The organism is Nostoc sp. (genome assembly GCF_036917135.1).
Classification (GTDB): domain Bacteria; phylum Cyanobacteriota; class Cyanobacteriia; order Cyanobacteriales; family Nostocaceae; genus Nostoc.
The window spans coordinates 38,492-62,005 of sequence record NZ_JBALEA010000035.1; the positions used below are offsets into that span (position 1 = coordinate 38,492).

A 23,514-nucleotide genomic window follows, 5' to 3' on the forward strand; every position below is an offset into this window, starting at 1 on the left:
ACGCTCAATCAACTCGTCTTAATCGGATGGGGGATTGGATGTTTAATTAATAATCGTAATTTCCAGGCAGTAGGGGCGGCGTTTCCCCGTCCTAGCAACAAAGATAGAACGTCTATGTTACAAGAAGCCAGCACCCGTCTCATAGTACCAGAACCATCAGAAGACTTAATCGCCAACGAGCCTTGGTCGATAGAAAACTATGCTGATGGCCTAATGGATGAACTCTTTGCCGATATCGACTACATTCTCGATGTTAGTGGTAATCTGCCTTCTCAAACTGTTAGGCAAAGTAGTCAGAACAATTCAAGCCACTCTGTTGCTGGGGTTTCACCCAAATATCAACGCCAGTCGCCTTCAGAATACGTGCCTCAGATTATTTTCTCAGACACGCTGAATCAGCGAGTACAGTCAGATGCTGACAATAACCATAAGCAATTGAGTACCGTTGTATTTAATGCCGCTACCGTTAAACCAGTTATTAGAAAGCGTCAGAAAACTAGTCCGGCTTTGGGCAAACTGCTGATTGTGGGAACAACTTTAGGCGTGGCGATCGCTGGTATTATCTACTTGGTACAGTCTGGAGTTGTATATCTTTTAAATACCAAATTGCCCGAATCAGCGCTTCTACTGCCCAAGCCGCACTCACAGTTGCCCGTAAAAACAGAAATTGAGGCAGAGTTAGTTGACTATATGCTCCAAGCACTGGCAGTTATAGATAAGCAAGGAGCAACACCCAATCAAAAATCTTTCACTCCAGGATTCTCCAGTCAGGGAAATACTAACCAAATAGCCCTTGGTAATGGGCAAAGAGCTGGTAATCTACTAGGACTTCCACTTCTAGCTAACAATATACCACCAGCCCCTAACCCTTCTGGAAGCGTTGTTGAGCGGATCTACGTTCCCGTTTATCAAGCGCCGTCGCCAATGCGGTACGCCCTGCCAGCCATTCCTGGGACTCCCACACTTTTACCACAAGTTGCGAGTGTGTTACAGGGATCTCAACCTAATGTTGTGAAAACTGCCCTGAAGACAGTGAGACAAGCTGCCAAGCCTGTAAGCGTTAACATGTTCGCTGCGGCTGTACGATCTGAATTCAAGCCTGTGGCAGGGAAAAATGCACCTATTACCGTGCGGCAAACACCCAAGCCTCTGCCTGCATTACCAGTAGTTCCATTACGTGATGCACTCGCCCCAGAGTCAGAACCAACTATTACCCAAGAACAAGTATATCCGCCAACTGCGATCGCCGATGCTCCTAGTAATACCTTAGAGGGATTGCTAGAGTTGGGCAGCAAGTCTGCCGCTTTGTTTAAAATTGATGGCGTGACTCGCCGCATCAATATGGGTGAAAGTATCGGTTCAAGCGGTTGGACTTTAGTAGAAGTCAGCAATGGCGAAGCAGTCATTCGGCGTAACGGTGAAGTGCGATCGATTTACGCTGGGCAGAAATTGTAAAAGTTCTTCTGTCAGCAACTCTTCCACGCACAAAAACATTCCAATGATAACCTCTAAATTGCACATTGTGACACCAATGAGCATCGCTGTGATCCTACGGAAGATCAAGCTCAAAGTTTATTTTTTAATCGCCGACAATTGCCATATTTTCCAGGAATAGCTAGAAATCCAATTCGTAATAATATGAGCAACAATCGGTACTAATAAGTTGCCAGTAAGCAGGGCGCTATACGCCAATATCATCCCAACAATCGTTGCCCAAATCACATAAGGCCATTGTTGGGAACCACTAAGATGCAAGATGCCAAAGCAAAGACTAGATACAATTACGGCTGTATAATCAGCGCCTAAAGCTGGCAGCATCACACCCCTAAATAATAATTCTTCACTCAACCCTGGTAATAACCCCAGCCAAATTAAGTCTGGTAAAGCTAAAGGCTTTAGTACCACTTCTAGGTAATAATCTGCACTTTGACGATATGCAGTCCAAAGGCGATAAGTTAAGCCACTTAACGCGGTGATGACGAACCCCAACCCTACACCTAGCAGCAAATCTTTTTGGTTCAAGTTCCAAGAAAATAGGGAAAAGTTGCCAAAGTATAACGAAAGTTTGGCGACTATCAATAAAATGATTGCAGTCACTCCCATCGCCCCAAGTATTTGGATGCGCGTCAAGTATGGAATTTCTGGCTCTTGCTTTTGTTGTTCAACCACGATTTTTAGGGGACTGGGGACTGGGGACTGGGGGAGAATGATTTGTAGCTGCAATACACTCTGACCTCACTTCTATTCCTCTCTCCTTTTAGGTAGGAGAGAGGCTTTGAATCTTACTCCCCTTCCCTTGCTGTTAAGGTGCTGGGGGTTAGGTCTGTATTGGACTCAACACAGAAGCGCTATAGTATGAATTCTAACTTCTAACTTCTAACTTCTAACTCCTAACTCCTAACTTCTAACTCCTAACTTCTAACTTCTAACTCCTAACTCCTAACTCCTAACTTCTAACTCATAACTCCTAACTTTTAATTACTGACTGCAAAGGTAATAATTTGGGACTCAGAGCGGAGGGATTGATGCCTGCTTTGTGTGCTACCAATACACCCACTGCTTCTAAATATGAGTTTACCTGTATAGATTTTATCCCCAAGGGTTGGGGAGGAACTTTTATCAGAGTTTTATTTTCTTCTACTGTAATTATTTGGCATTGTTTTTGGCTTAAACTCAGTAAGGCACTGCTACCACAAGCGGTTGCAGGTGCGATCGCAGCATCTACTTCATCTGCCCAAATATCTTCTTTCTCTGATGTAATCAGTCTTTTCTCTATTATAAATTGTGGGGCACGACTTAATCCGACAAGGACGCAGGGTAAAAAGGTATAACCCAATTCTTCGGCGGCGGAACGGGGAGATAAATCAGGTTGTGGAGGTTCGCTCAAAAGGGCGGGAGAATGGGCGCAAGGAATTTGAAAGGTTCGCACTAGCAAATGGCTAATTACGGCTTCTGCCCCCGCTAAAGGATCTACGCCTTCACCGTGGCGATATTTTTGTACTGCTTCTGAGTCTATATCATCCGGGAAACGGGCAACAACTGCGATCGCTTCAGCCCCCGCTTTTTTAATTAATATCTCAGCTGCCCGTAACAAGCTATCTGGATTGCCAATTGTTCCCCAACTAGCTCCCGATGCTGTAGTGCGTAATTCTACATTTAATGGTGCATCTGTAATTACATAATCTGTTAGGGTCAATCCCAGAGTTGCTCTCGCTGCATCGGCGGCTTGTATATGTCGTAGCCGTAACTCTGGCTCAATGGCTTGGTCTAAAAGCAAACCTACTTTGTTGCTGCGGACTGGACGCAAGCCCCAGCATCCAGAGGCGAATTTGTCAAGCCCATAACCTTCAACATAGAAAGTATTTGGAAGATTCCAATACAAACTTGCGCCATTAAGGACATTGGGGTGAGTAATTAGGCGATCGCAAACCTGTGCTATAACTCTGGCAACAGGTAAAGCATCTCCTGCATAACCCCCAATGGCAGCCCCAACGCCAGTTGGTACAATTAAAATAGCGGTGTATGGACGCATATTGAGTGATGAGTTAGGAGTTATGAATTATGAATCAGAAGCCATCAAATCCTAACTCTTGTACAGACGCAATTAATCGCGTCTCTCCTAACTCTTGACTGTAATTACCACAGCTTCAACTGTAGCTTTTTGTTCGTCAACATCCACAGAGGTAACAGCCCAACGCAGAGGTTCGCCTTGTTTCTTCAACTCTGTTTCAATTACTTGTAGTAATTCTGCGGGAGTTTCTTGTAAATCAATTTCTGCGGTAATAAAATGAGTTGTCATCTTGGTAAATCCGGTTGATTTGTAGTTTCTAGAATAGCTGATATTCCTTGCAATAAAATACTTATGTTATTTCTCTGTAGGGGCACGGCATGCCGTGCCCCTACACCTTGCTGTTCGCTGATTATTAACCTTTACCAAACTGTAACTGATAAACTATATCTTCTTTTTCCGTCTTAATTTTCAAATCAGAAAGGGGTTTGGCAACACAAAGCAATACGTAACCTTGCTTTTGTAAATCTGGACTAACGCCCATGCCATCAGCTTGATTTACAGTCCCCTCGCTGATTTGACCGGCGCAAGTTGTGCAAACACCTGCATTACAAGAACTCGGCAGTTCCAAACCAGCAGCATCGGCAACTGATAAAATCGTTTCATCTTCGGGAACTTGCAAGGTATGAATTTTGCCTTGGTGATCAATTTCTACTGTGTAAATTTTGGGCATATACAAAAGAAGCGTGATGCAACGGACAAATTTATTAGTTTATCTGAATTAGTTAAAAATATCCAGATGTTACTATAAAAGTTTAGGTTAAATAGTGAGAATTATAGCAACTAATTCTGAATAAGTTATAGATTAGTAACATTATTTACTATACAATACACAAATATATTAGTTAAATTTGCTTACTATAAAATATGCGCGATCGCGTTTCTTTAGAGACTGTATCTGTAAGTCTGCCTTTTGGCATTGGTTCGATGTCTTGGAAAGTTGACACCACAGAAAAAAAGGCGGCTTGGTCGCTGTATGTGGAATTGGTGACGCGCATTGCTGTGCAATCGTTAGAAGTTGACCAGGGTTTGGTACGAGAAGCGATGAACTCTCTTTATAGTTTATTTGGTACAACCCGCGAAGTTCTCAAAGCCGCCGGGCCGGATGTGGGGGCTTCTCGTGATTCAGTGGGGGGAATTGCCATTGCAGTGTTGAATAATGGGTTAAGACCGTTTTTGGCTAAATGGCATCCCTTGTTGCAAGCGTGGGAAGCTAGACGACCTGTGGGGGTGAGTCCCAAGGAACATGAGCAGAGTTGGTCGGAGGAACCCAAGTTGCGAAGTGAGTTGGAAGCTTTGCGCGGTGGGTTGGAAGATTACGCGAAGGCGTTGGCAAAAATTGCAGGCGTGGAGGAGTAAGTAATGGTACAGTTTGATGTGTTTCTGGCTCACAATAGTCAAGATAAGCCCCAGGTTATAGAAATTGCTCGATATCTTAAGAAGAATGGTTTGAACCCGTGGTTAGATAAAGAGCAGATTCTTGGGGGAGATACAATTTTAGAAAAAGTTATGGACGGAATTAAGCAGTCTAAAACAGGCGCTTTTTTCATTAGTCCAAATGGGTTAGGCAATTTTCAAGAGAATATTGAACTCTACACAGTAATAAATTGGTTTCTTTCGCAGCAGCGAAAATCACAAGGTTTCCGCGTAATTCCTATCCTCCTTCCTGGAGTAGACAAAGTACCAGAGAAAATAGATTATCTTGCGATATGGCGCTGGATTCAATTCATTAAATCAAATGATGAAGAGGCGTTAGATGACTTAATCCGAAGTATTAGAGGTCGAGACACAGAAGTCAAAGCGCAACCAGTCATTCAAACCCCAGACATACCAATTGTAATTCCACCAAAACCACAACCTGCTCAAACAGATGACCTATCCTCAGAAAAAGGCATAGACTACACCAGACTGCGCGACTTACTAGCAGCAAAAAACTGGGAGGAAGCCGACGAAGAAACCTATCGGGTGATGATTCAAGCTGTAGGTAAAAAAGAAGGCGACTGGTTCAACGAAAACGAACTCTTAAATTTTCCTTGCACTGACTTACGCACAATTGACCGCTTGTGGGTAAAATACAGCAATGGACACTTTGGCTTCAGCGTCCAGAAGGAAATTTACTTGAGTGTTGGCGGTAAAGCTGACGGCAAGTATTACAAAGAAGCCTGGAACAAGTTTGGCGATCGCGTAGGATGGAGAGAAATGAATGAGTGGGAATTTAACGTAATTTTTGATACCTCATCCCCAAAAGGACATCTCCCTGTGTTTGCGGATGGCGGCTTAGTATGGCAATTTATTTTCCAAGGCTTTCGGTTTCCAAGCAAAGAGGGAGCAGTCAAGCAGTTTCTTTTCTGGTCTCTTCTCTCGCATCGAGACTTGTAAACTGTAACATCTAAGGCTTTCAGATATTTGTAAAGATTTCTTACCAACCCCCAATGAACGGTAGAATCAACATTTCAGTCTTTCGATACCTGGCACTGCGGGGTTATAACAGTTCGCCTGAATAAATTTTTCTGCTACCTCATGCACTTCAGTATCTTCTGTTACTCTCTGCTTGTCCCAAAGCAAACTCATCTGTCCTGGTGACTTCTTCTTACCTTTATTCTTCAAAGAAGGCAAAAACCGACTACCCCAATGATTCCTTGTTTCAAATTTCGGCTTCGGTCGATATTTCTTACAAAACTGGCGATATCTAGCAGCGCATTCTTCCAACGACCTCCCCAATTGCAAAAACGCCGGATGCCATTGAGTGATGCCATCATTACTCAACCGGTCATGAGTGCCGTAATTGCTGAAGTCGTAGAAAAATCCCTGCTGTATTCCTGCCGCTTTCGGGTTAGCGTGGATATATCGCAGAGTATTTAACGCCCGACGTTGGTCTGTATTGGCAAAACCTGTACTGTGGTAGCGCTTTTCCCAAAAATGCCCCGTGCGGTTGAGCATTCGGTTAAAACACATAGCAGTATACCAATTCAACCAGTGCATAATTTTCGGTAAATCTTCTGGTTGTTTTGGTTCCAGCAGATAATGCACATGATTGCTCAGAGAATGTTTTAAAAGTTCTTTGATCGGTAGCAAAACGTTTTAGATCCCCCTAAATCCACGCCACGTGCTTCAAGTCGGGGAACCCGCCCAACGCAGTGGCTCCCCTTAAAAAGGGGGACTTTGATTCCGGTTCCCCCCTTTTTAAGGGGGGTTAGGGGGGATCATTAAGTACCTAAAATTATAGCCGACGACTTTTAAAACATCCTCTCATAATGCACAAAGCATAAAGCTTAAATTGATATTTGTCCTGTGCCTTCTTGACGGCATACAGAAAGACTTCGCGGCATTCTAAGCGCGTTAGGCGAAATTCGCGGTTATTGCAGCGAGTCGTGATGTGATAGCAAAAACCTGATTGTAAATTGCGTTTTGGGCGAGACATGAAAAAAATCGTTAAAATACCACGCTTGCTATATATAATGCACTCACCAACAAACTTTAGTCATCAATGTTATAAGGTTGACTCTTAAGGTTACAGCATTAAGCCTTAGAGCTAGAACATAAAGGCTTAAGGTTACAACATTAAGGCTTAGAGCTAGAACATAAAGCCTTAAGGTTATAACATTAAGCCTTAGAGTTAGAACATAAAGGCTTAAGGTTACAACATTAAGGCTTAAAGTTAAAGCGATCGCTGTTGACAGAGAATACAGACCATTTGTAGGGGTAGAGTGCTGCTCATAAGTGTCAACTTAACGTAAAAACCATGTCCCGCAAGGAACTGAAGTTCCTTGCTAATAGCTCAAGTCATCTAAAGATGACTAAATAATCCGAAAAATCTTTAGTCTACTTCAGTAGACTTTAGCTATTAGCCTGGAACTTTAGTTCCAGGCGGGTGAGCAAGCTAACAGTTAACCCACTTTTGCTTATTTGGACACTAATGAGCAATGCGTGCCCTATTGTCTATTGCTTAAACATAATATTATTTTGCCAAAAATCAACCTTTGATGATTAAATTCCGAGAAATCACGGACATAAATAAAAACTTTTACTAAAAAAAATGCGCTTTTTGCTGAACCAGAATATAGGTTAATTGAGACAAAATAGCTATGTAATGTTTTTATAAGTGTAAATTTATGCCTCGGAGAAAACGTAGTTCCCGGATTTTAGAAAAAGCTGAGTTTAGAGTTGCCGGCTTAAAAGCTATCGATCCAAATATCAATTTTAATGATACTTACAACTTGCAAAACCTGAATCAATTAATAGAAAATTTTCACAATACCCTTGATGAGTATAACGCTGCTCTAGCTATGATTGACTCTTCTAGAAAAAAGCTGGATGAGATGGAAAAAACCTTAAGTCAGGTTTCAGATAAAATGCTGATGGGGGTTGGTTTTAAGTACGGCAAAAACAGCAATGAATATGAACTTGCAGGTGGCGTTCGAGACAGCGAACGTATCCGTAAAAGCAGATTGACACGCTTGAAATCTAACACAGATAAAACATCAGATCAAAATGCAATAACCGCCTATTAGAGACGCGATTAATCGCGTCTGTATCTATGAAAATTCAAGGTGTCCAGCAGATCCCCGACTTCTCAAAGAAGTCGGGGATCTATTTCATTACGAATGATTCGGGACTGCTATATAATAAGACTTTGCATTAACCCAGAACTTTAAAAATCTTAAAATTGAATGACCAGGTTTATCCATGATAAATTTGCCAAAGACTATCTAGAAGAATTACTAAAAGATTACGGAGAAGTCAAAGCATCAGAAAAAGTTTCAGGAGAGATTAAAGAAATAGATGTTTTATTCACTCCTGCTAAACAGCAAAGCTCTAATATACAAATACTGGGTTTGCTAGGAAGATTTGCCGAACAGCCTGCAATTATAGAACCATACCGCAATCCAGCTTCTACCGATGAAATCTGCGACTGTATTCTCAAATTATTAGAAATCAAGGCACTCCTGCGACGAGAAGCTAAGGCAAATAAAACCAAACTTCAAGACTCAGAAATCCCCAAATTGTGGGTTCTTACACCAACCATATCTGAAACTAGATTGTCTAGCTTTGGAACTATACAAAAAGCAGGTTGGTTATCAGGAGTGCATTTTCTGCCAGATGCCTTGCGGACAGCAATTGTAGCGATACACCAACTACCGCAAACACCAGAGACATTATGGTTGAGGCTTTTAGGTAGGGGAAGTGTGCAGTCACAAGCAATTATCGAGTTGCAAGCGTTACCATTAGATTATCCATACCAAAAAGCAACTCTTGAATTAGTTTACAACTTGCGCGAAAACTTGAGAGTAAATCAAGAATTAGAAGCAGATGATCGGGAGTTAATTATGCGACTAGAACCACTTTATCAAAGAGACAGAGAACAAGCTGTACAGTCAGGAGAACAACGTCTAGTTATACGCTTACTCAATCGCCGTATTGGTGAGATTGATGCGTCATCAATAGAGCGAATTAAAGGATTATCGATTGAACAATTAGAGAATTTAGGAGAAGCATTGCTAGACTTTTCTAGTGTTGCTGATTTAGAAACTTGGTTAAACCAACAATCAATCTAATTCATTATTACTACATCTGCGAAATCAAATTATTACCCCCCTTTATAAAGGGGGGAAACAAAAAAATCCGACTTTTCACGGGATCTGGAAAACCTCTCTCTAAACCTCTCTCCTAAAAGGAGAGAGACTTTGAATTTTCCCCCTTCCCTGTTAGGGAAGGGGGTTAGGGGGTTAGGTTTTTCGTAGCTTTTCCACATAACGTGAAAAGTCATAAACAAGAAAATCCGGTTTCCTCACTTTTATAAGGGGAGGGTTAGGGTGGGGTAAAACAATATTTGATACATCAATCATGACTTTCCAAACATCCTCTTAGTCCACCTCCGTGGACTAAGTTTTGTGTAGTAGCTAATTCTATTCGCTTTTTAAACTTTCAGTATAAAAAAACTTTGCTAATAACCGATTACCAGTAGGGCTTTCACTAATAAAAGTAAGCTAAACTTTTATAGCCAAGTATTGCCTAAAAATATTTCATAATTAAAGGGAGAAAATCCCAATGGAGAAGATAAAAATGCTGGAATTATATCGTAAACACCTAGCCGAAAGAGCAGCACTCGGTATTCCCCCTTTACCATTGGATGCGAAGCAAACCTCAGAATTATGTGAGTTACTGAAAAATCCGCCCAAGGGTCAAGAGGATATATTATTACATCTATTGAGCGATCGCGTTTCTCCTGGTGTTGATCCAGCAGCTTATGTGAAAGCTGGATTTCTCACCGCCATTGCGAAGGAAGAAATTACCAGTCCGTTGATTGCGCCCATCGAAGCGGTGCAATTATTAGGGACAATGATCGGTGGTTACAACGTGCAATCTTTAATTGATTTGCTACAATTGCCCACTGTATCCCTCTCAGACTCATCTGAAACCCCTCTGGTAATGGGCGGACAAGGAAAGGAACCCATCGCCGCCTACGCCGCCAACGCCTTAAGCAAAATCCTCTTGGTGTACGATGCCTTCCACGATGTTTTAGAGTTGTCTAAAACCAATCCTTTCGCCAAACGGGTGATTGACTCTTGGGCAGAAGCTGAATGGTTTACCCTTCGCCCCACAGTTCCAGAAGCAATTACTGTCACCGTTTTTAAAGTTCCTGGCGAAACTAACACCGACGATTTATCCCCCGCCCAAAGCGCCACAACTCGCCCTGATATTCCCTTACACGCCTTAGTGATGTTAGAGTCACGGCAACCGGGAAGCTTGGCAACCATTGCCGAGTTGAAGGAAAAAGGACATCCCGTAGCTTATGTGGGGGATGTAGTTGGTACAGGTTCCTCGCGGAAATCTGCCATCAACTCTGTATTGTGGCATACAGGAAATAATATACCTTTTGTGCCAAACAAACGCGCTGGGGGTTATGTTTTAGGTGGTGCGATCGCGCCAATCTTCTTTAACACAGCAGAAGATGCCGGTGCTTTGCCTATTCAGTGCGATGTCACCAAACTCGAAACTGGTATGGTAATTACCATCCATCCCTACAAAGGCGAAATCACCAACGAAACAGGCGAAATCATTTCCACCTTTGATCTGAAACCTGATACTATCCTCGATGAAGTCCGCGCAGGTGGACGCATTCCCCTACTTATCGGACGTACCCTCACCGACAAAACTCGTCTTGCACTCGGTTTAGAACCGAGCACGGTTTTTACCCGTCCCCAGCAAGCCTTTGATACAGGTAAAGGCTACACCCTAGCACAAAAAATGGTAGGAAAAGCTTGCGGATTACCTGGTGTGCGTCCCGGCACATCTTGCGAACCCATCATTACTACCGTTGGTTCCCAAGATACTACAGGCCCCATGACCCGCGATGAATTGACAGAACTCGCCTGTCTTGGTTTCAGTGCAGACTTAGTTATCCAAAGTTTCTGCCACACAGCTGCTTATCCCAAACCAGTAGACATCAAAACCCATCACGAACTCCCCGATTTCTTTGCATCTCGTGGCGGTGTCGCCCTCCGTCCCGGTGATGGTATCATCCACTCTTGGTTAAACCGGATGCTGCTACCCGACACCGTAGGAACTGGCGGCGACTCACACACCCGCTTCCCCTTGGGTATTTCCTTCCCCGCCGGTTCGGGATTAGTAGCCTTTGCAGCCGCCTTGGGTGTCATGCCTTTAGATATGCCAGAGTCAGTTTTGGTAAGATTCAAAGGTGAATTGCAACCAGGTATCACCCTGCGCGATGTCGTGAATGCCATACCCTACGTGGCAATTCAAAAAGGTTTGCTGACAGCAGAGAAACAGAATAAGAAAAACATCTTCTCCGGGCGAATTCTGGAAATAGAAGGTTTGCCAGATTTAAAAGTTGAACAAGCCTTTGAACTCACCGATGCTAGCGCCGAACGTTCTTGTGCCGGATGTACAATTAAGCTGAGTGTAGAGACAATTTCGGAATATCTGCGTTCTAACGTAGCGTTGCTGAAAAATATGATAGCACGAGGCTATCACGATCCGCGTACCATGCTGCGCCGTGTGGCAAAGATGGAAGAATGGTTAGCAAACCCCGTGTTATTAGAAGGTGATGCTGATGCAGAGTATGCCGAAATAATTGAAATTGATTTGAACGAAATCAAAGAACCAATTGTTGCTGCTCCCAATGACCCCGATAATGTTAAGTTATTATCAGAAGTTGCTAATGATCCAGTGCAAGAAGTATTTGTCGGTTCTTGTATGACAAATATTGGTCATTATCGGGCAACAGCGAAAGTTTTGGAAGGCGCAGGTGAAGTGAAAACTCGCCTGTGGATTGCACCACCAACGCGGATGGATGAACACCAACTTAAAGAAGAAGGTGTATACAGTATTTTTGGGGCTGCGGGTGCTAGAACAGAAATGCCAGGATGCAGTTTGTGTATGGGAAATCAGGCGCGAGTTGCTGATGGTACAACGGTGTTTTCTACCTCTACCCGCAACTTCAATAATCGCATGGGTAAAGATGCGCGAGTGTATCTTGGTTCAGCAGAATTAGCCGCAGTTTGTGCGCTGCTGGGGCGGCTTCCCACAGTGCAAGAATATTTGGATATTGTGGCGAGTAGAATTGAGCCTTTTGCCGATGATTTGTATCGGTATTTGAACTTTGATCAAATCCTTGGTTTTGAGGATGAAGGGCGCGTGATTGCGTTGGAAGATATGCCGAAGCTTGAGGATATTTTGGGTATGCCAGCTAGTAGTTTACGTTAGTAAATATAGTAGGGTGGGCAATGCCCACCCTACTATATTTATTATCTGGGTAAAAATGCCAGCAAAAGATATCTACCATAATGCCGGGAAAAATGCCTTAATTAAAGATGACCGGGCAATTACGGCTGATCTCTATCCAATTAAATATACTGAAGTTAAACTGTTTGCGGATATGGCTGGTGAAAAAAACCGTAAGTAGAAAAAATTAGCAGTTGGTATAATTTAAGCTAAAGTGAGTATTGACTTTAGGAAATGATATGATTCCTGGGGAGAAGATACCTAAGCTTAATGAAGTTAGGGTTTAGTATAATTATTAGATTCAGATAGAATGTTTTTTTCGAGACTCACCTTTAACTTAGCCAAGTGGTAAAATTTGGTCAGATTAGTTCAATCAATACAAAAATCTCTAAGACTAAACATTAACAAAAACAAATTATCAAGTTATGGTAACTCAATTAGAAATTACAGATGAACGCAGAGAAAAAGCTGAAGAAGAAATTCGTGACAAAAGAAAGCGTGTTGACTACAACACCTTAGAATACCCTATTGAAGTAATTGTAAAAAAATACTTAGATGGCAAAGATAAAGAAGAAAATGAATTCTTTATTCCAGACTATCAACGAGAAATGGCTTGGGATGACGATAGGCAATCAAAATTTATTGAATCTGTAGTTTTAGGTTTACCAATACCTTATATTTTCGTTGCTGATATATCAGAATCAGAAGATTTAGCACGTTTAGAAATTATAGATGGTACACAACGTATTCGCACTTTAACTAGGTTTATTAACAATGAACTTAGATTAAAAAATCTTGAAAAATTAAAAACTCTTAATGGGTTTACTTTTGAAGATTTACCGCCACAACGCCAAAGGCGTTTTAACAGAACTACCATTAGAATGATTCAATTAACAGAAGAAGCAGATGAAGAAGTCAGAAGGGATCTGTTTGAGAGAATTAATAGTGGTAGTATTGAATTAAATGAAATGGAGAAACGCAGGGGAAGTAAACCAGGAAAGTTTCTCGATCTAATTGAGGAACTATCAAGAAATAAAAAATTTCAAGATTTATGCTCTTTTACTAAACCTGAAATTGATAAAAGAGATCCACAAGAATTTGTATTACGTTTTTTTGCATTTTTAAATAACTATAAAAATTACTCTGGTAGAAAAGTTCATGAGTTCTTGGATGACTATTTAGAACAAGAAAATCAGTCTAGCTCTCTAAGTATTGATGCAATGAAAAATGAATTTTATTTGATGTTAGAATTTGTGGAAAAGCATTTTAATAATGCTTTACATATTTATCGGAAAATAAAAAATCGCTATGAACCGACAACTCGAATCAAGTTTGAATCAATCTCTGTCGGTATTGCTTTAGCATTAAGACAAAACCCAAATTTAGTACCAAAATCAACTGGTTTTTTAGATTCTCAAACATTTAAAGATTGTACTCAATCTGATGCAAGTAGTTCTCAAAATAAGGTCAATAAGCGTATTCATTATGTTCGCGATCAGCTTCTAGGCAATTAATGAAAAGTACATTATTTCAAGATTTTGATGAACGCGCTCAAGAAGTTAGTAGATATTTTTTATTTTTGAAAAATTTAGAGCAAGGTTCAATTAAATTAAGCATGGGTAATGCTAAGAATATAAAAACTAAATCGATAAACAATGATTTAGAAAAAACTCTTAAAGCAACAGGATTTTTATTGCTCTATAATCTAGTTGAATCCACGATGCGTAATGCAATTACAACAATTTTTGATGAATTTCAAAATAAAAATACTTCTTTTGATGATGCCACAGATAAAATTAAAAAAATTATTATTAATAACTTCAAGGATAACAACTCTACTGATACTCTTTTACAGAGTATCAACAATATTTCATGTGATATAATATCTAGCAGTTTTGATAAAGAGAAATTATTTTCAGGTAATATTGATGCAAGAAAAATACGAAAAACATCTGAGGCGTATGGTTTTTCATGTAAAACAAATGCTAAGAAAACTAAAGACGGTAGCGATTTACTAACAGTTAAGACTAATAGGAATGATTTGGCACATGGTTTTAAATCATTTGAGGAGGTTGGTAGGAATGCTAGTGCGGACGAATTATTGGAAATTCAAAAAAGAGTTATTTCTTATTTAAAGGGAATATTAGAGAATATAGAGAGTTATCTATCTAACAAAGAATATTTAAAATAGATTGCTTCAGCGATTCCCTCACTAATAAACCCAGAAGAAAAAATTCTTTGGCAACATCTTCGTGCTAATCGGCTGAATGGTTTTCACTTTCGCCGTCAGCAGATTATCAATGGGTTTATTGCAGATTTCTACTGCCACGCAACTGCATTAGTGATAGAAGTAGATGGCAAAATTCATGAACAACAAGCCGAATATGATGCAGAACGGGACAAAGTTTTGTCAGCTAGGGGACTGCGTTTGTTGCGAATTAAAAATGAAGAAGTGAGACACGAACTTGATAAAGTTTTGATGCGTATTTCCACAGCTTGTTCTCAACAGACCTAACCCCCCAACCCCCTTCCCTGCAAGGGAAGGGGGAGAAATCTGGCTCCCCTCTCCGCTTCGGAGAGGGGTTGGGGGAGAGGTCAATCCATGCGATCGCACTCTTAACCTCTCTGTGTCGCGCCAGTCGCTACAACGGGGGGAACCCCCGCAACGCGCTGGCAACTCTATTGCCTCTGCGGTTCGTTTCTTTGTTAAAATGCGATCGCTTTCTCATTCTCCTTCCCCTGCAACGCCAACAAACCAGCACCATAAGCCTCAGAAAAATTACTCGCAACAAACTTTCACTGGGGATATTCAGCGATCGCAATCATGGCAGAAAAACGCCAAATTATGGGTTGAAAGTAGCCGGATGCTGCGGCGCTACAGTGTAGAAGCTAATGACAGCAAGCGTAACACGGAGACAAAAAAGTGCAAATCACTAAGCGCAATGTTGAATTAAGAGTAGATGGCAGCTTAATGCGTGTTTATGTAGCGGCTCCCAAAGCAGATGGGAAATACCCTGGTATTGTCTTCTACAGTGATATTTATCAGTTAGGTGATGCAATGATTCGTCTAGCTAACTACTTAGCAGGATACGGCTATGTAGTAGCAGCACCAGAAATTTTTCACCGAATTGAGCCAATTGGTTTAGTGATTGAGCCAGACGATCTGGGAAGGATGCGGGGAAATAACGATGCGCGTCGAACCTCCGTAGCTGATTATGATGCCGATTGCCTTGCTGTGATTGAATTTCTGAAAACAGAGAGTGCAGTTTCTCCAAATCAAATAGGTACTCTCGGCTTTTGTATTGGTGGACATTTAGCTTTCCGCGCCGCATTTCAAAGCGAAATTCGGGCTTGCGTCTGCTGTTACCCTACTGGTATTCCCAGTGGTAAATTGGGTAAAGAGGTAGCTGATACAATCCAGAGGGTAAGTGAAATCAAAGGCGAGATGCTAATGGTATTCGGTACTCTTGACCCTCATATACCAGATAGCGATCGCCAAACCATAATAAAAGCAATTGAGAATGCTAACATCCTTCAGCAAGTTTTCTTGTATGAAGCAGAACATACATTCATGCGCGACGACGGTTATCGTTATGATTCTAGTGCTACCACAGCTGCTTGGTCTGAAATAATAACTTTATTAGGGCGCATATTTGCAAACTGAAAACTTCTATGATTGCTTTCTTCGCGTCAATTTTGAGTTGTCTGCAAAGCTAATAACCCAGCACCATAAGCAGGTTCATGCCTCGCAAAAATCACCTTTACATTAGGAAATTTCTTAACAATAGATGCTGCAAATCTTTCATGGATCTTGCATCTACCGCGCCATACACTTCCTGTTGTCACTACTTCCAAAACTGAGTCAGCACTAAAAATTGCATCAATTACTGTAGATGTAGCTTTTACTAACTCTTTTACAGCATCATCAATTATGATATTCGCTACTATATCACCTGAAGCTGCGGCAAAATCTACAACTGGTGCTAAAGCCGCTATCTGTTTAACTCCCCATTCTCGCCGATATACTACTTCTATTAAATCTTCTATACTTTCCAAATCAAGATGCTGTTTGAAACCCTCTAGCAAACTTGTTGATATTTCCCGTCCATCATCAGATTTTAATGCTGCATTCATGCCAGCCACAGCAATTTTATAAGCGCTACCTTCATCTCCCAGAATATACCCCCAGCCCCCGACTCGCTTAGTATCTCCCTGATGATTTTGTCCAAAAACTATCGAGCCAGTACCTGCTGCAACCACAATTCCTACAGGCTGACCAATTCCACCAACTAAAGCAATTAAAGCATCGTTACAAATTACAATATTCGCTGGTTGTAATGCCCAAGTAATAGGCAACTTATTATTCTGTAACTCTTTAACTAAACCTTTCACTACTTCGATATCTGTTGCACGACCTACACCTGCTAAACCCAAACATATCGCATCAATATTCACAGAATTTGTAATTATTGCTGCCTCAACTGCATTGTGAATTGCAGATTGAATAGATTGTAAAGTTGCTTCAATACCTATACTCTGATAATTAGATGAGCCTGCTTTACCACGACCTAGCACTAGATGCAAATCATCCATCAAGACACAAACAGTTTTGCTACCGCCGCCATCTATCCCCAAAACATAAGTCATATAGCAGTCCTAAATCATTTGTTAAAATCTCCATTTCTTATCTCTCTGTGTTCTCTGCACCTCTGTGGTTCGATTAAAATTCTATTTTTCATAACTCATTTAGAATTGCTATAGATTGGTAATAATGTTAATTATTTTGACGCTTAAATTCTTCTTTTAAAGGAATAAGAAATAGAGCAATCATTCCAGGAATCGTGAGCAAACAGACCAAGACAAAAAATAATGGATAACCAAAAGCTTTTTGCAGATAACCGCTAATTAAACCTGGTAACATCATTCCTAAAGCCATGATGCCAGTGGAGATAGCAAAATGAGAAGTTTTATATTCGCCTTGGCAAATATGCATTAAATAAACACTAAAAGCTGTAAATCCAAACCCATACCCAAATTGTTCCAAGGAAACCAAAGGATACACTAATGTTAGCAAAGGCTTAGTGTAAGCCATATACACATAAAAAATATCAGGTAAGTTTAATGCTAAAGCCATAGGAAATAGACATTTTTTTAATCCATATCTAGAAATTAGCAAGCCTCCTAAAATTCCTCCACAAATTAGGGATATTACCCCAAACGTCCCGTAGACTAACCCGACATCTGATGTCGATAGCCCTAAACCACCTACTTCTAGTTTGTCCAATAAAAATAAAGAGGCTATCTTGACAAGCATTGCTTCGCCAAATCTGTATAGCAAGATAAATGCTAAAATATTTATAATCTTATCCTGAGCAAAATATGAGCTAATAATTGACCAAAATGGCATATTTTCCCTAGCTTGTATTTGTCGTTGGTTATCTGATTCAGGTAAAGGTAAAATTAAGCGATGCCAAATAAACACGATTGCTAAAATTAAAGCTGAGAAGCCAATAGCGATAGTCCAGCTTAAAGGAATATTATTGAGAGATACTTCAAGATAACCTGCTAAAACTACTAATATCCCAGAGCCGAAGATTACAGCAAGTCTATAACAAAGTGAGCGAATGCCAACAAAAAAAGCTTGTTGTTCTGGAGATAAAGCCAACAGATAGAAGCCATCTGTAGCAATGTCATAAGTTGCAGAAATAAATGCTCCTATTGTTAATGCTGCGAGGGAGATGAAAAAGAAATTTGGCAGTTGCAAGGAGAAGGCTATTAAACCCAAGCAGCAGAACATGGCAAATTGGGTATAAAGTATCCATTTGCGTTTGGTAGAGTAAGTATCGACAATTGGGCCCCAAAACATTTTGATGACCCAAGGTAGATAGAGAAAACTTGTCCAAAGGGCAATTTGAGTGTTATCTATTCCCAGTTTTTTGTAAAAGATTACGGAAACTGTGTTGATGATGATGTAAGGTATGCCGGAGGTGAAATATAGGGTGGGGATGAATGTCCAAGGGGAGGTTGTTTGGTGTTTCATGGGTTTGGGGGACGAACCGCAAAGGGCGCAAAGAGCGCAAAGAAGATTAAGAAGATTAAGAAGAGAGTATGATGCTTTTGATGCCGCCTTTGAGGAGAGGGACGTTAAAGTTGATTAGGAGAGCGAGGGGGTAATGAGTCATTTTGAGGTAGGAGAGGACTTGGGCTTCGTGAATGGGGGTTAAGTTTTGGACAGCTTTCAATTCAACAATTAGAGAGTCTCCAACCAAAAAATCTAATTTGCCCTCGCCGACTAGACGACCTTTGTAGTTTACTTTTACTGGATGCTCAAACTTGTGAGGTATCTCGCGCATTAGAAATTCTTCTCTCAACGCCTTGTGATAAACCTCCTCTAAAAACCCCGCTCCTAATACCTGATGTACCTCAATCGCCGCCCCAATCACTCTATAAGCTAACTTTTCTAACTGAACACTTGGTTGCCTCATCTTATCTTCCTCCTCTTCCTTTGCGTACTTTGCGCCCTTTGCGGTTCGTTTCCATCAATCCCTCCCCAACCCTATGGCAAAATTTATTAAAGTCCTTCCTTAGTTTGCCCAGCATGACCGCAACCATTCCCAATCTCCCCAGTCTGTATGACCCCTTTTCCACCGAAGCCAAATGGCAAAAATTCTGGGAAGACAACCAAATTTACAAAGCTGACCCCAACAAAGGCGGCGAACCCTACTGCATCGTCATTCCCCCCCCAAATGTCACCGGCAGCTTACACATGGGTCACGCCTTTGAAAGTGCCTTAATTGATACCCTCGTCCGCTACCACCGGATGCAGGGACGCAATACCCTATGGCTACCCGGAACTGACCACGCCAGCATCGCTGTGCATAGTATGCTGGAAAAGCAACTCAAAAAAGAGGGTAAGACTCGCTACGAATTGGGGCGTGAGAAGTTCCTAGAACGCGCTTGGCAATGGAAGGCGGAATCTGAGGGAACGATTCTGAATCAGTTACGACGCTTGGGTGTCTCGGTGGACTGGTCACGGGAAAGGTTTACCCTGGATGAGGGTTTATCTAAAGCTGTTGTCGAGGCGTTTACTCGTCTCTACGAGGAAGGCTTAATTTATCGTGGTGAATATTTAGTTAACTGGTGTCCCGCTTCTGGGTCTGCTGTGTCTGATGTGGAAGTAGAAAATCAAGAGGTGAATGGAAATCTCTGGCACTTCCGCTATCCTCTCACCGATGGTTCTGGTTTTGTAGAGGTGGCGACAACTAGACCAGAAACAATGCTGGGTGATACGGCTGTAGCGGTTAATCCCAATGACGATCGCTACAAACATCTCATTGGCAAAACTCTAACTCTGCCAATTCTACAACGAGAAATTCCCATTATTGGCGATGAATTTGTTGATCCTACCTTCGGCACAGGCTGCGTGAAGGTGACTCCCGCCCATGACCCGAACGATTTTGACATGGGTAAGCGTCACAATCTGCCGTTAATCAACATTATGAACAAAGACGGCACTCTCAACGCTAATGCTGGGGAGTTTCAAGGACAAGACCGCTTTGTTGCTAGAAAAAATGTGGTTTCTCGCCTAGAGGCAGATGGCTTTTTGGTGAAGATCGAAGATTATAAGCATACCGTTCCCTACAGCGATCGCGGTAAAGTACCTATTGAACCCCTCCTCTCAACTCAGTGGTTTGTCAAAATTCGCCCCCTAGCTGACAACACTCTCGAATTCCTCGACCAGCAAACTTCCCCAGAGTTTGTCCCCCAACGCTGGACAAAGGTCTATCGTGATTGGCTAGTAAAACTCACTGATTGGTGTATCTCTCGCCAATTATGGTGGGGACACCAAATTCCGGCTTGGTACGCTGTCAGTGAAACCGATGGGCAAATTACCGATAACACGCCCTTTGTGGTGGCAAAATCGGAAACTGAAGCTTGGGAAAAAGCTAAATCACAATTTGGTGAAAATGTCAAGTTAGAACAAGACCCAGATGTGCTAGATACTTGGTTTTCTTCTGGACTCTGGCCATTTTCGACCTTGGGCTGGCCGGAACAAACTCAAGATTTAGCAACTTACTACCCAACGACCACTTTGGTGACAGGCTTTGACATCATCTTTTTCTGGGTAGCCAGAATGACAATGATGGCTGGGCATTTTACGCAGCAAATGCCTTTCCAAACGGTTTACATCCACGGCTTGGTGCTTGATGAAAAAGGGCAGAAGATGTCCAAGACCAAAGGTAATGGCATTGACCCGTTGTTATTAATTGACAAATATGGTACTGATGCCCTGCGATATACCCTAATTAGGGAAGTTGCCGGGGCTGGACAAAATATCCGATTGGAGTACGATCGCAAAAAGGATGAATCGGCATCGGTAGAGGCATCCCGCAACTTTACTAACAAGTTGTGGAACGCTGCCCGATTTGTGATGATGAATTTGGATGGACAAACGCCGCAACAATTGGGGAATCCAGTCGCTACCGAATTGAGCGATCGCTGGATTCTCTCGCGCTATCATCAAGTAGTCAAAGAAACCACCAATTACATCGATAATTACGGTTTAGGGGAAGCAGCAAAAGGACTCTACGAATTTATCTGGGGTGATTTCTGCGATCAGTATATTGAACTGGTTAAATCTCGGCTGCAAACAGGAGCAGATCCCGCGTCAAGGCGGCTAGCAGAGCAAACTCTAGCCTACGTGCTAGAAGGAATTATGAAACTGCTTCATCCCTTCATGCCTCATATTACCGAAGAAATTTGGCAGACTCTCACCCAACAACCAGCAGATTCCCGGCAAACTTTACCATTACAAATCTATCCCCAGGTGGATGCAAACCTAATTGATTCAGCTTTAGAAGAACAGTTTGAATTGCTGATTGCTACTATCCGCACAATTCGGAATTTGCGGGCGGAAGCGGATATTAAGCCAGGGGTAAAAGTGACAGCGAATTTGCAAACTGAAAGTGAGAAAGAGCGGGAAATTCTCACTGCTGGACAAGATTACATTAAAGATTTGGCGAAAGTTGAGACTTTAACCATTACTGATAAGCAAGAAAACCAAACTGTTGCTGCTAAAGAACCTCAGAGGGGTTTGAAGACAATTGGTTTAATTATTGTGGCCATTGTCTTTGGTAGATTGGGTTTAGCTGTGGGGTATGCCATTGATGACACTCCCATCGTCGGAACTTTCTTTGAAATAGTTGGTTTTGGTTACACAGCGTGGTTTGTTAGCCAAAATTTACTAACTACTCAAGGGAGACTTAGGTTATGGAGCCGATTTTTCCCGCAGAGAGAATTAGAACAACCACAAGAACCAGAAAATGCGATCGCAGGTGTAATTGGTACAATACAAGTGCTAATTCCTCTGAGCGGTGTGGTAGATATTGAAGTTGTGCGTGCCAAGCTAGAGAAAAGCTTGAGTAAAGCCGAAGCAGAAGTTGAGTCCCTGAGTGCCAGATTAAACAATCCTAGTTTTGTAGATAGAGCTAGAGCCGACGTGGTACAAGGGGCGCGGGATGCCTTAGCAGAAGCACAAAAACAAACAGAAATTTTGCGCGATCGCCTCAAGGGGTTGTCGTAGCGATCGCCTGCATGATTTAGGATAACTGTAATGGGTAATGAGAGTGTCAATAATTCCCAATTACCCATTACCAATCAACAAAATCAAAATATCAATTTTGGCACTTAGTTTTTTTATTAAATTTGTTATTAATTTTGAATTTTGAATTTTGAATTTTGAATTGGAGCGAAGCGACCCTCATGCTATACCTAGCCCAGGTGCGTAAAAACGATTTTTTAGACCAGCACCAGTTACGCTTGTTGGCGCGTCAAGAAGCTGACAACTTGTGGGCGATAATTCCCGAAGAGGCTTTCATTTTGCTGGGAAAGGGAAAAATCATGAGTGAAAACTTGCTTGTTTTAGTCGAACTTTCCCCTACAGGCGACATTCAAAGAATAGAAGATGCCACCAACTGGGTACTCTATCTGGTACAAAACTACCTCACCATCGGCATTACTCCAGAATTTTTGCAGCACGAAGCCGAGCGAGCAGAACATTGGCGACAATCCCTGACATTGCAAAACCAAGACTTAGCGCGGCGTTCCTTGGAATTGGAAGCTCGTCGTGAACAAATTCAAGCCTTAGAAGAAAGTCTCAAACGTGAGAAAAATGGTTATCCCCAAGAAGAAAGTTAAATGAGTAATGAGTAATGAGTAATGAGTAATGAGTAATGAGTAAATACCCATTACTCATTACTCATTACTTAAAGAACGCGAAAAATAACTTTTCCCACTGCAAATTTTACTCAGCAAGGATTAGAAAGGATTGTGCATGAATTTTTAACCCCTGAAAAGGGACAAAATCAACACCCTAGGTTCCCCCCGTTGTAGCGACTGGCGCGACACAGAGGAATAAGGAGGATAGAGTTTTTTGAGTATTTTTTGTTTGTCAGTCCCAAACCTAAATCTGATATAGCTGATGTGATCTGCTTAAGATGCTGCAACAACAGCACGGTCATTTACTAACTTGCCATCTTCCATATAGACGATGCGATCGGCAATATCTAGAATGCGGTTGTCATGAGTAACCAAAAGAATGGTACAATCTTGCTCTTTAGCTAATTTTTGCATGAGGTTGACCACATCTCGTCCCGATTTACTGTCAAGGGCGGCGGTGGGTTCATCTGCTAAAACAATTTTAGGACGACCAACCAACGCACGAGCGATCGCAACTCTTTGTTTTTGTCCCCCAGATAAATCATCAGGATAATAATTCAGGCGATGTCCTAATCCTACTTCCTCTAACATTTGGGCTGAACGGGTTTTCATTTCTGCCGGCGAAATATTATTATGCACTTCCAAACCCATTCTGACGTTCTGGAGTACTGTCAGACTACCGTGCAAGTTGTGCGCTTGGAAAATATAACCGTTATTCCGTCGCACCTGGGTAAGTTGTCCTGTACTAGCGCCACAAAGTTCTTGTCCCAATATCTGCAAACTACCAGATTGGGCAGAACGCAAGCCACCCGATAAGGTGAGAAGTGTAGTTTTACCAGAACCAGAAGGCCCAGTCATGATAATAATTTCGCCAGCGTTAATATCTAGGTTGATATCAAAAAGAACTTGTTTGCGAAGTTGACCATTACCAAAGTAGTGATCGAGATTTTTAACAGAGATTACAGAAGGCATACTAATTTTAG

Annotated in this window: 22 protein-coding genes and 1 pseudogene; 14 read left to right on the forward strand and 9 right to left on the reverse strand. The window is 41.7% G+C overall.

All coding sequences use genetic code 11. The annotated features are described in order from the left end of the window. Positions 1-114: 114 nt before the first annotated feature. Entirely contained in the window at positions 115-1,455 is a 1,341-nt protein-coding gene (locus V7K50_RS10450; protein ID WP_334959707.1) for a hypothetical protein, read from the forward strand. A 117-nt stretch (positions 1,456-1,572) separates the two neighbouring features. Here the strand turns inward: V7K50_RS10450 and V7K50_RS10455 are convergent, their stop codons facing one another. The 4 genes from V7K50_RS10455 to V7K50_RS10470 form a co-directional block, all read right to left on the reverse strand. Beyond that, positions 1,573-2,169: a CPBP family intramembrane glutamic endopeptidase gene (locus V7K50_RS10455; RefSeq protein WP_334959708.1), complete on the reverse strand. Its 597-nt coding sequence runs from the start codon at positions 2,167-2,169 to the stop codon at positions 1,573-1,575. 298 nt (positions 2,170-2,467) lie between these two features. Then, positions 2,468-3,532 (reverse strand): DUF3326 domain-containing protein, encoded by a 1,065-nt coding sequence (locus tag V7K50_RS10460; RefSeq protein WP_334959710.1) that lies wholly within the window; start codon positions 3,530-3,532, stop codon positions 2,468-2,470. A gap of 87 nt (positions 3,533-3,619) precedes the next feature. Further along, entirely contained in the window at positions 3,620-3,799 is a 180-nt protein-coding gene (locus V7K50_RS10465; protein ID WP_334959712.1) for a hypothetical protein, read from the reverse strand. 124 nt (positions 3,800-3,923) lie between these two features. Then, entirely contained in the window at positions 3,924-4,241 is a 318-nt protein-coding gene (locus V7K50_RS10470) for a 2Fe-2S iron-sulfur cluster-binding protein (protein WP_334959714.1), read from the reverse strand. 194 nt (positions 4,242-4,435) lie between these two features. Between V7K50_RS10470 and V7K50_RS10475 the strand changes: the two genes are divergently transcribed. Then, positions 4,436-4,927 (forward strand): hypothetical protein, encoded by a 492-nt coding sequence (locus V7K50_RS10475; protein ID WP_334959716.1) that lies wholly within the window; start codon positions 4,436-4,438, stop codon positions 4,925-4,927. A gap of 3 nt (positions 4,928-4,930) precedes the next feature. Then, positions 4,931-5,947 carry a GUN4 domain-containing protein gene (locus V7K50_RS10480; protein WP_334959718.1) on the forward strand — a complete coding sequence of 339 codons (1,017 nt, stop codon included), beginning with the start codon at positions 4,931-4,933 and terminating at the stop codon, positions 5,945-5,947. Between the two features lie 66 nt (positions 5,948-6,013). Here V7K50_RS10480 and V7K50_RS10485 read toward each other — a convergent pair whose 3' ends face one another. Continuing rightward, entirely contained in the window at positions 6,014-6,643 is a 630-nt protein-coding gene (locus tag V7K50_RS10485) for a transposase (RefSeq protein ID WP_334959720.1), read from the reverse strand. Between the two features lie 1,037 nt (positions 6,644-7,680). Here V7K50_RS10485 and V7K50_RS10490 point away from each other — a divergent pair. From V7K50_RS10490 to V7K50_RS10530, 9 genes and pseudogenes are all read left to right on the forward strand, one after another. Further along, positions 7,681-8,079 (forward strand): hypothetical protein, encoded by a 399-nt coding sequence (locus V7K50_RS10490; protein WP_334959721.1) that lies wholly within the window; start codon positions 7,681-7,683, stop codon positions 8,077-8,079. Positions 8,080-8,238: 159 nt separating this feature from the next. After that, positions 8,239-9,123, forward strand: coding sequence for a DUF4351 domain-containing protein (locus V7K50_RS10495; RefSeq protein WP_334959723.1), 885 nt, complete (start codon positions 8,239-8,241; stop codon positions 9,121-9,123). Positions 9,124-9,631: 508 nt separating this feature from the next. Beyond that, entirely contained in the window at positions 9,632-12,295 is a 2,664-nt protein-coding gene (acnB, locus tag V7K50_RS10500; protein ID WP_334959812.1) for a bifunctional aconitate hydratase 2/2-methylisocitrate dehydratase, read from the forward strand. A gap of 55 nt (positions 12,296-12,350) precedes the next feature. Continuing rightward, positions 12,351-12,482: pseudogene (locus V7K50_RS10505) on the forward strand (element excision factor XisH family protein); the annotation flags it as partial. Between the two features lie 256 nt (positions 12,483-12,738). Next, a complete protein-coding gene (locus V7K50_RS10510; protein ID WP_334959725.1) occupies positions 12,739-13,827 on the forward strand; it encodes a DUF262 domain-containing protein in 1,089 nt (362 codons plus the stop codon). Further along, positions 13,827-14,504, forward strand: coding sequence for an MAE_28990/MAE_18760 family HEPN-like nuclease (locus tag V7K50_RS10515; RefSeq protein WP_334959727.1), 678 nt, complete (start codon positions 13,827-13,829; stop codon positions 14,502-14,504). The genes V7K50_RS10510 and V7K50_RS10515 overlap by 1 nt, the downstream gene beginning before the upstream one ends. A gap of 42 nt (positions 14,505-14,546) precedes the next feature. Next, positions 14,547-14,828, forward strand: a complete 282-nt coding sequence (locus V7K50_RS10520) for an endonuclease domain-containing protein (RefSeq protein WP_334959814.1) — start codon at positions 14,547-14,549, stop codon at positions 14,826-14,828. 112 nt (positions 14,829-14,940) lie between these two features. Beyond that, positions 14,941-15,267: a hypothetical protein gene (locus tag V7K50_RS10525; RefSeq protein WP_334959729.1), complete on the forward strand. Its 327-nt coding sequence runs from the start codon at positions 14,941-14,943 to the stop codon at positions 15,265-15,267. Further along, a complete protein-coding gene (locus V7K50_RS10530; RefSeq protein ID WP_334959731.1) occupies positions 15,237-15,977 on the forward strand; it encodes a dienelactone hydrolase family protein in 741 nt (246 codons plus the stop codon). Before V7K50_RS10525 ends, V7K50_RS10530 begins: the two co-directional genes overlap by 31 nt. A 26-nt stretch (positions 15,978-16,003) precedes the next feature. Here V7K50_RS10530 and V7K50_RS10535 read toward each other — a convergent pair whose 3' ends face one another. The 3 genes from V7K50_RS10535 to V7K50_RS10545 form a co-directional block, all read right to left on the reverse strand. Beyond that, positions 16,004-16,960 (reverse strand): N-acetylglucosamine kinase, encoded by a 957-nt coding sequence (locus V7K50_RS10535; protein ID WP_334959733.1) that lies wholly within the window; start codon positions 16,958-16,960, stop codon positions 16,004-16,006. Positions 16,961-17,087: 127 nt separating this feature from the next. Continuing rightward, on the reverse strand, positions 17,088-18,353 hold the full coding sequence (locus V7K50_RS10540; RefSeq protein WP_334959735.1) for an MFS transporter: 1,266 nt from the start codon (positions 18,351-18,353) through the stop codon (positions 17,088-17,090). Between the two features lie 55 nt (positions 18,354-18,408). Next, positions 18,409-18,798, reverse strand: coding sequence for a GxxExxY protein (locus V7K50_RS10545; protein ID WP_334959737.1), 390 nt, complete (start codon positions 18,796-18,798; stop codon positions 18,409-18,411). Between the two features lie 113 nt (positions 18,799-18,911). Here V7K50_RS10545 and V7K50_RS10550 point away from each other — a divergent pair, with 113 nt between their 5' ends. Both V7K50_RS10550 and V7K50_RS10555 read left to right on the forward strand, forming a co-directional pair. Further along, positions 18,912-21,896: a valine--tRNA ligase gene (locus V7K50_RS10550; RefSeq protein ID WP_334959739.1), complete on the forward strand. Its 2,985-nt coding sequence runs from the start codon at positions 18,912-18,914 to the stop codon at positions 21,894-21,896. A gap of 179 nt (positions 21,897-22,075) precedes the next feature. Then, on the forward strand, positions 22,076-22,510 hold the full coding sequence (locus tag V7K50_RS10555; protein WP_334801292.1) for a hypothetical protein: 435 nt from the start codon (positions 22,076-22,078) through the stop codon (positions 22,508-22,510). Positions 22,511-22,804: 294 nt separating this feature from the next. Here V7K50_RS10555 and V7K50_RS10560 read toward each other — a convergent pair whose 3' ends face one another. Beyond that, on the reverse strand, positions 22,805-23,503 hold the full coding sequence (locus tag V7K50_RS10560; RefSeq protein WP_334959741.1) for a DevA family ABC transporter ATP-binding protein: 699 nt from the start codon (positions 23,501-23,503) through the stop codon (positions 22,805-22,807). Between the last annotated feature and the right edge of the window lie 11 nt (positions 23,504-23,514).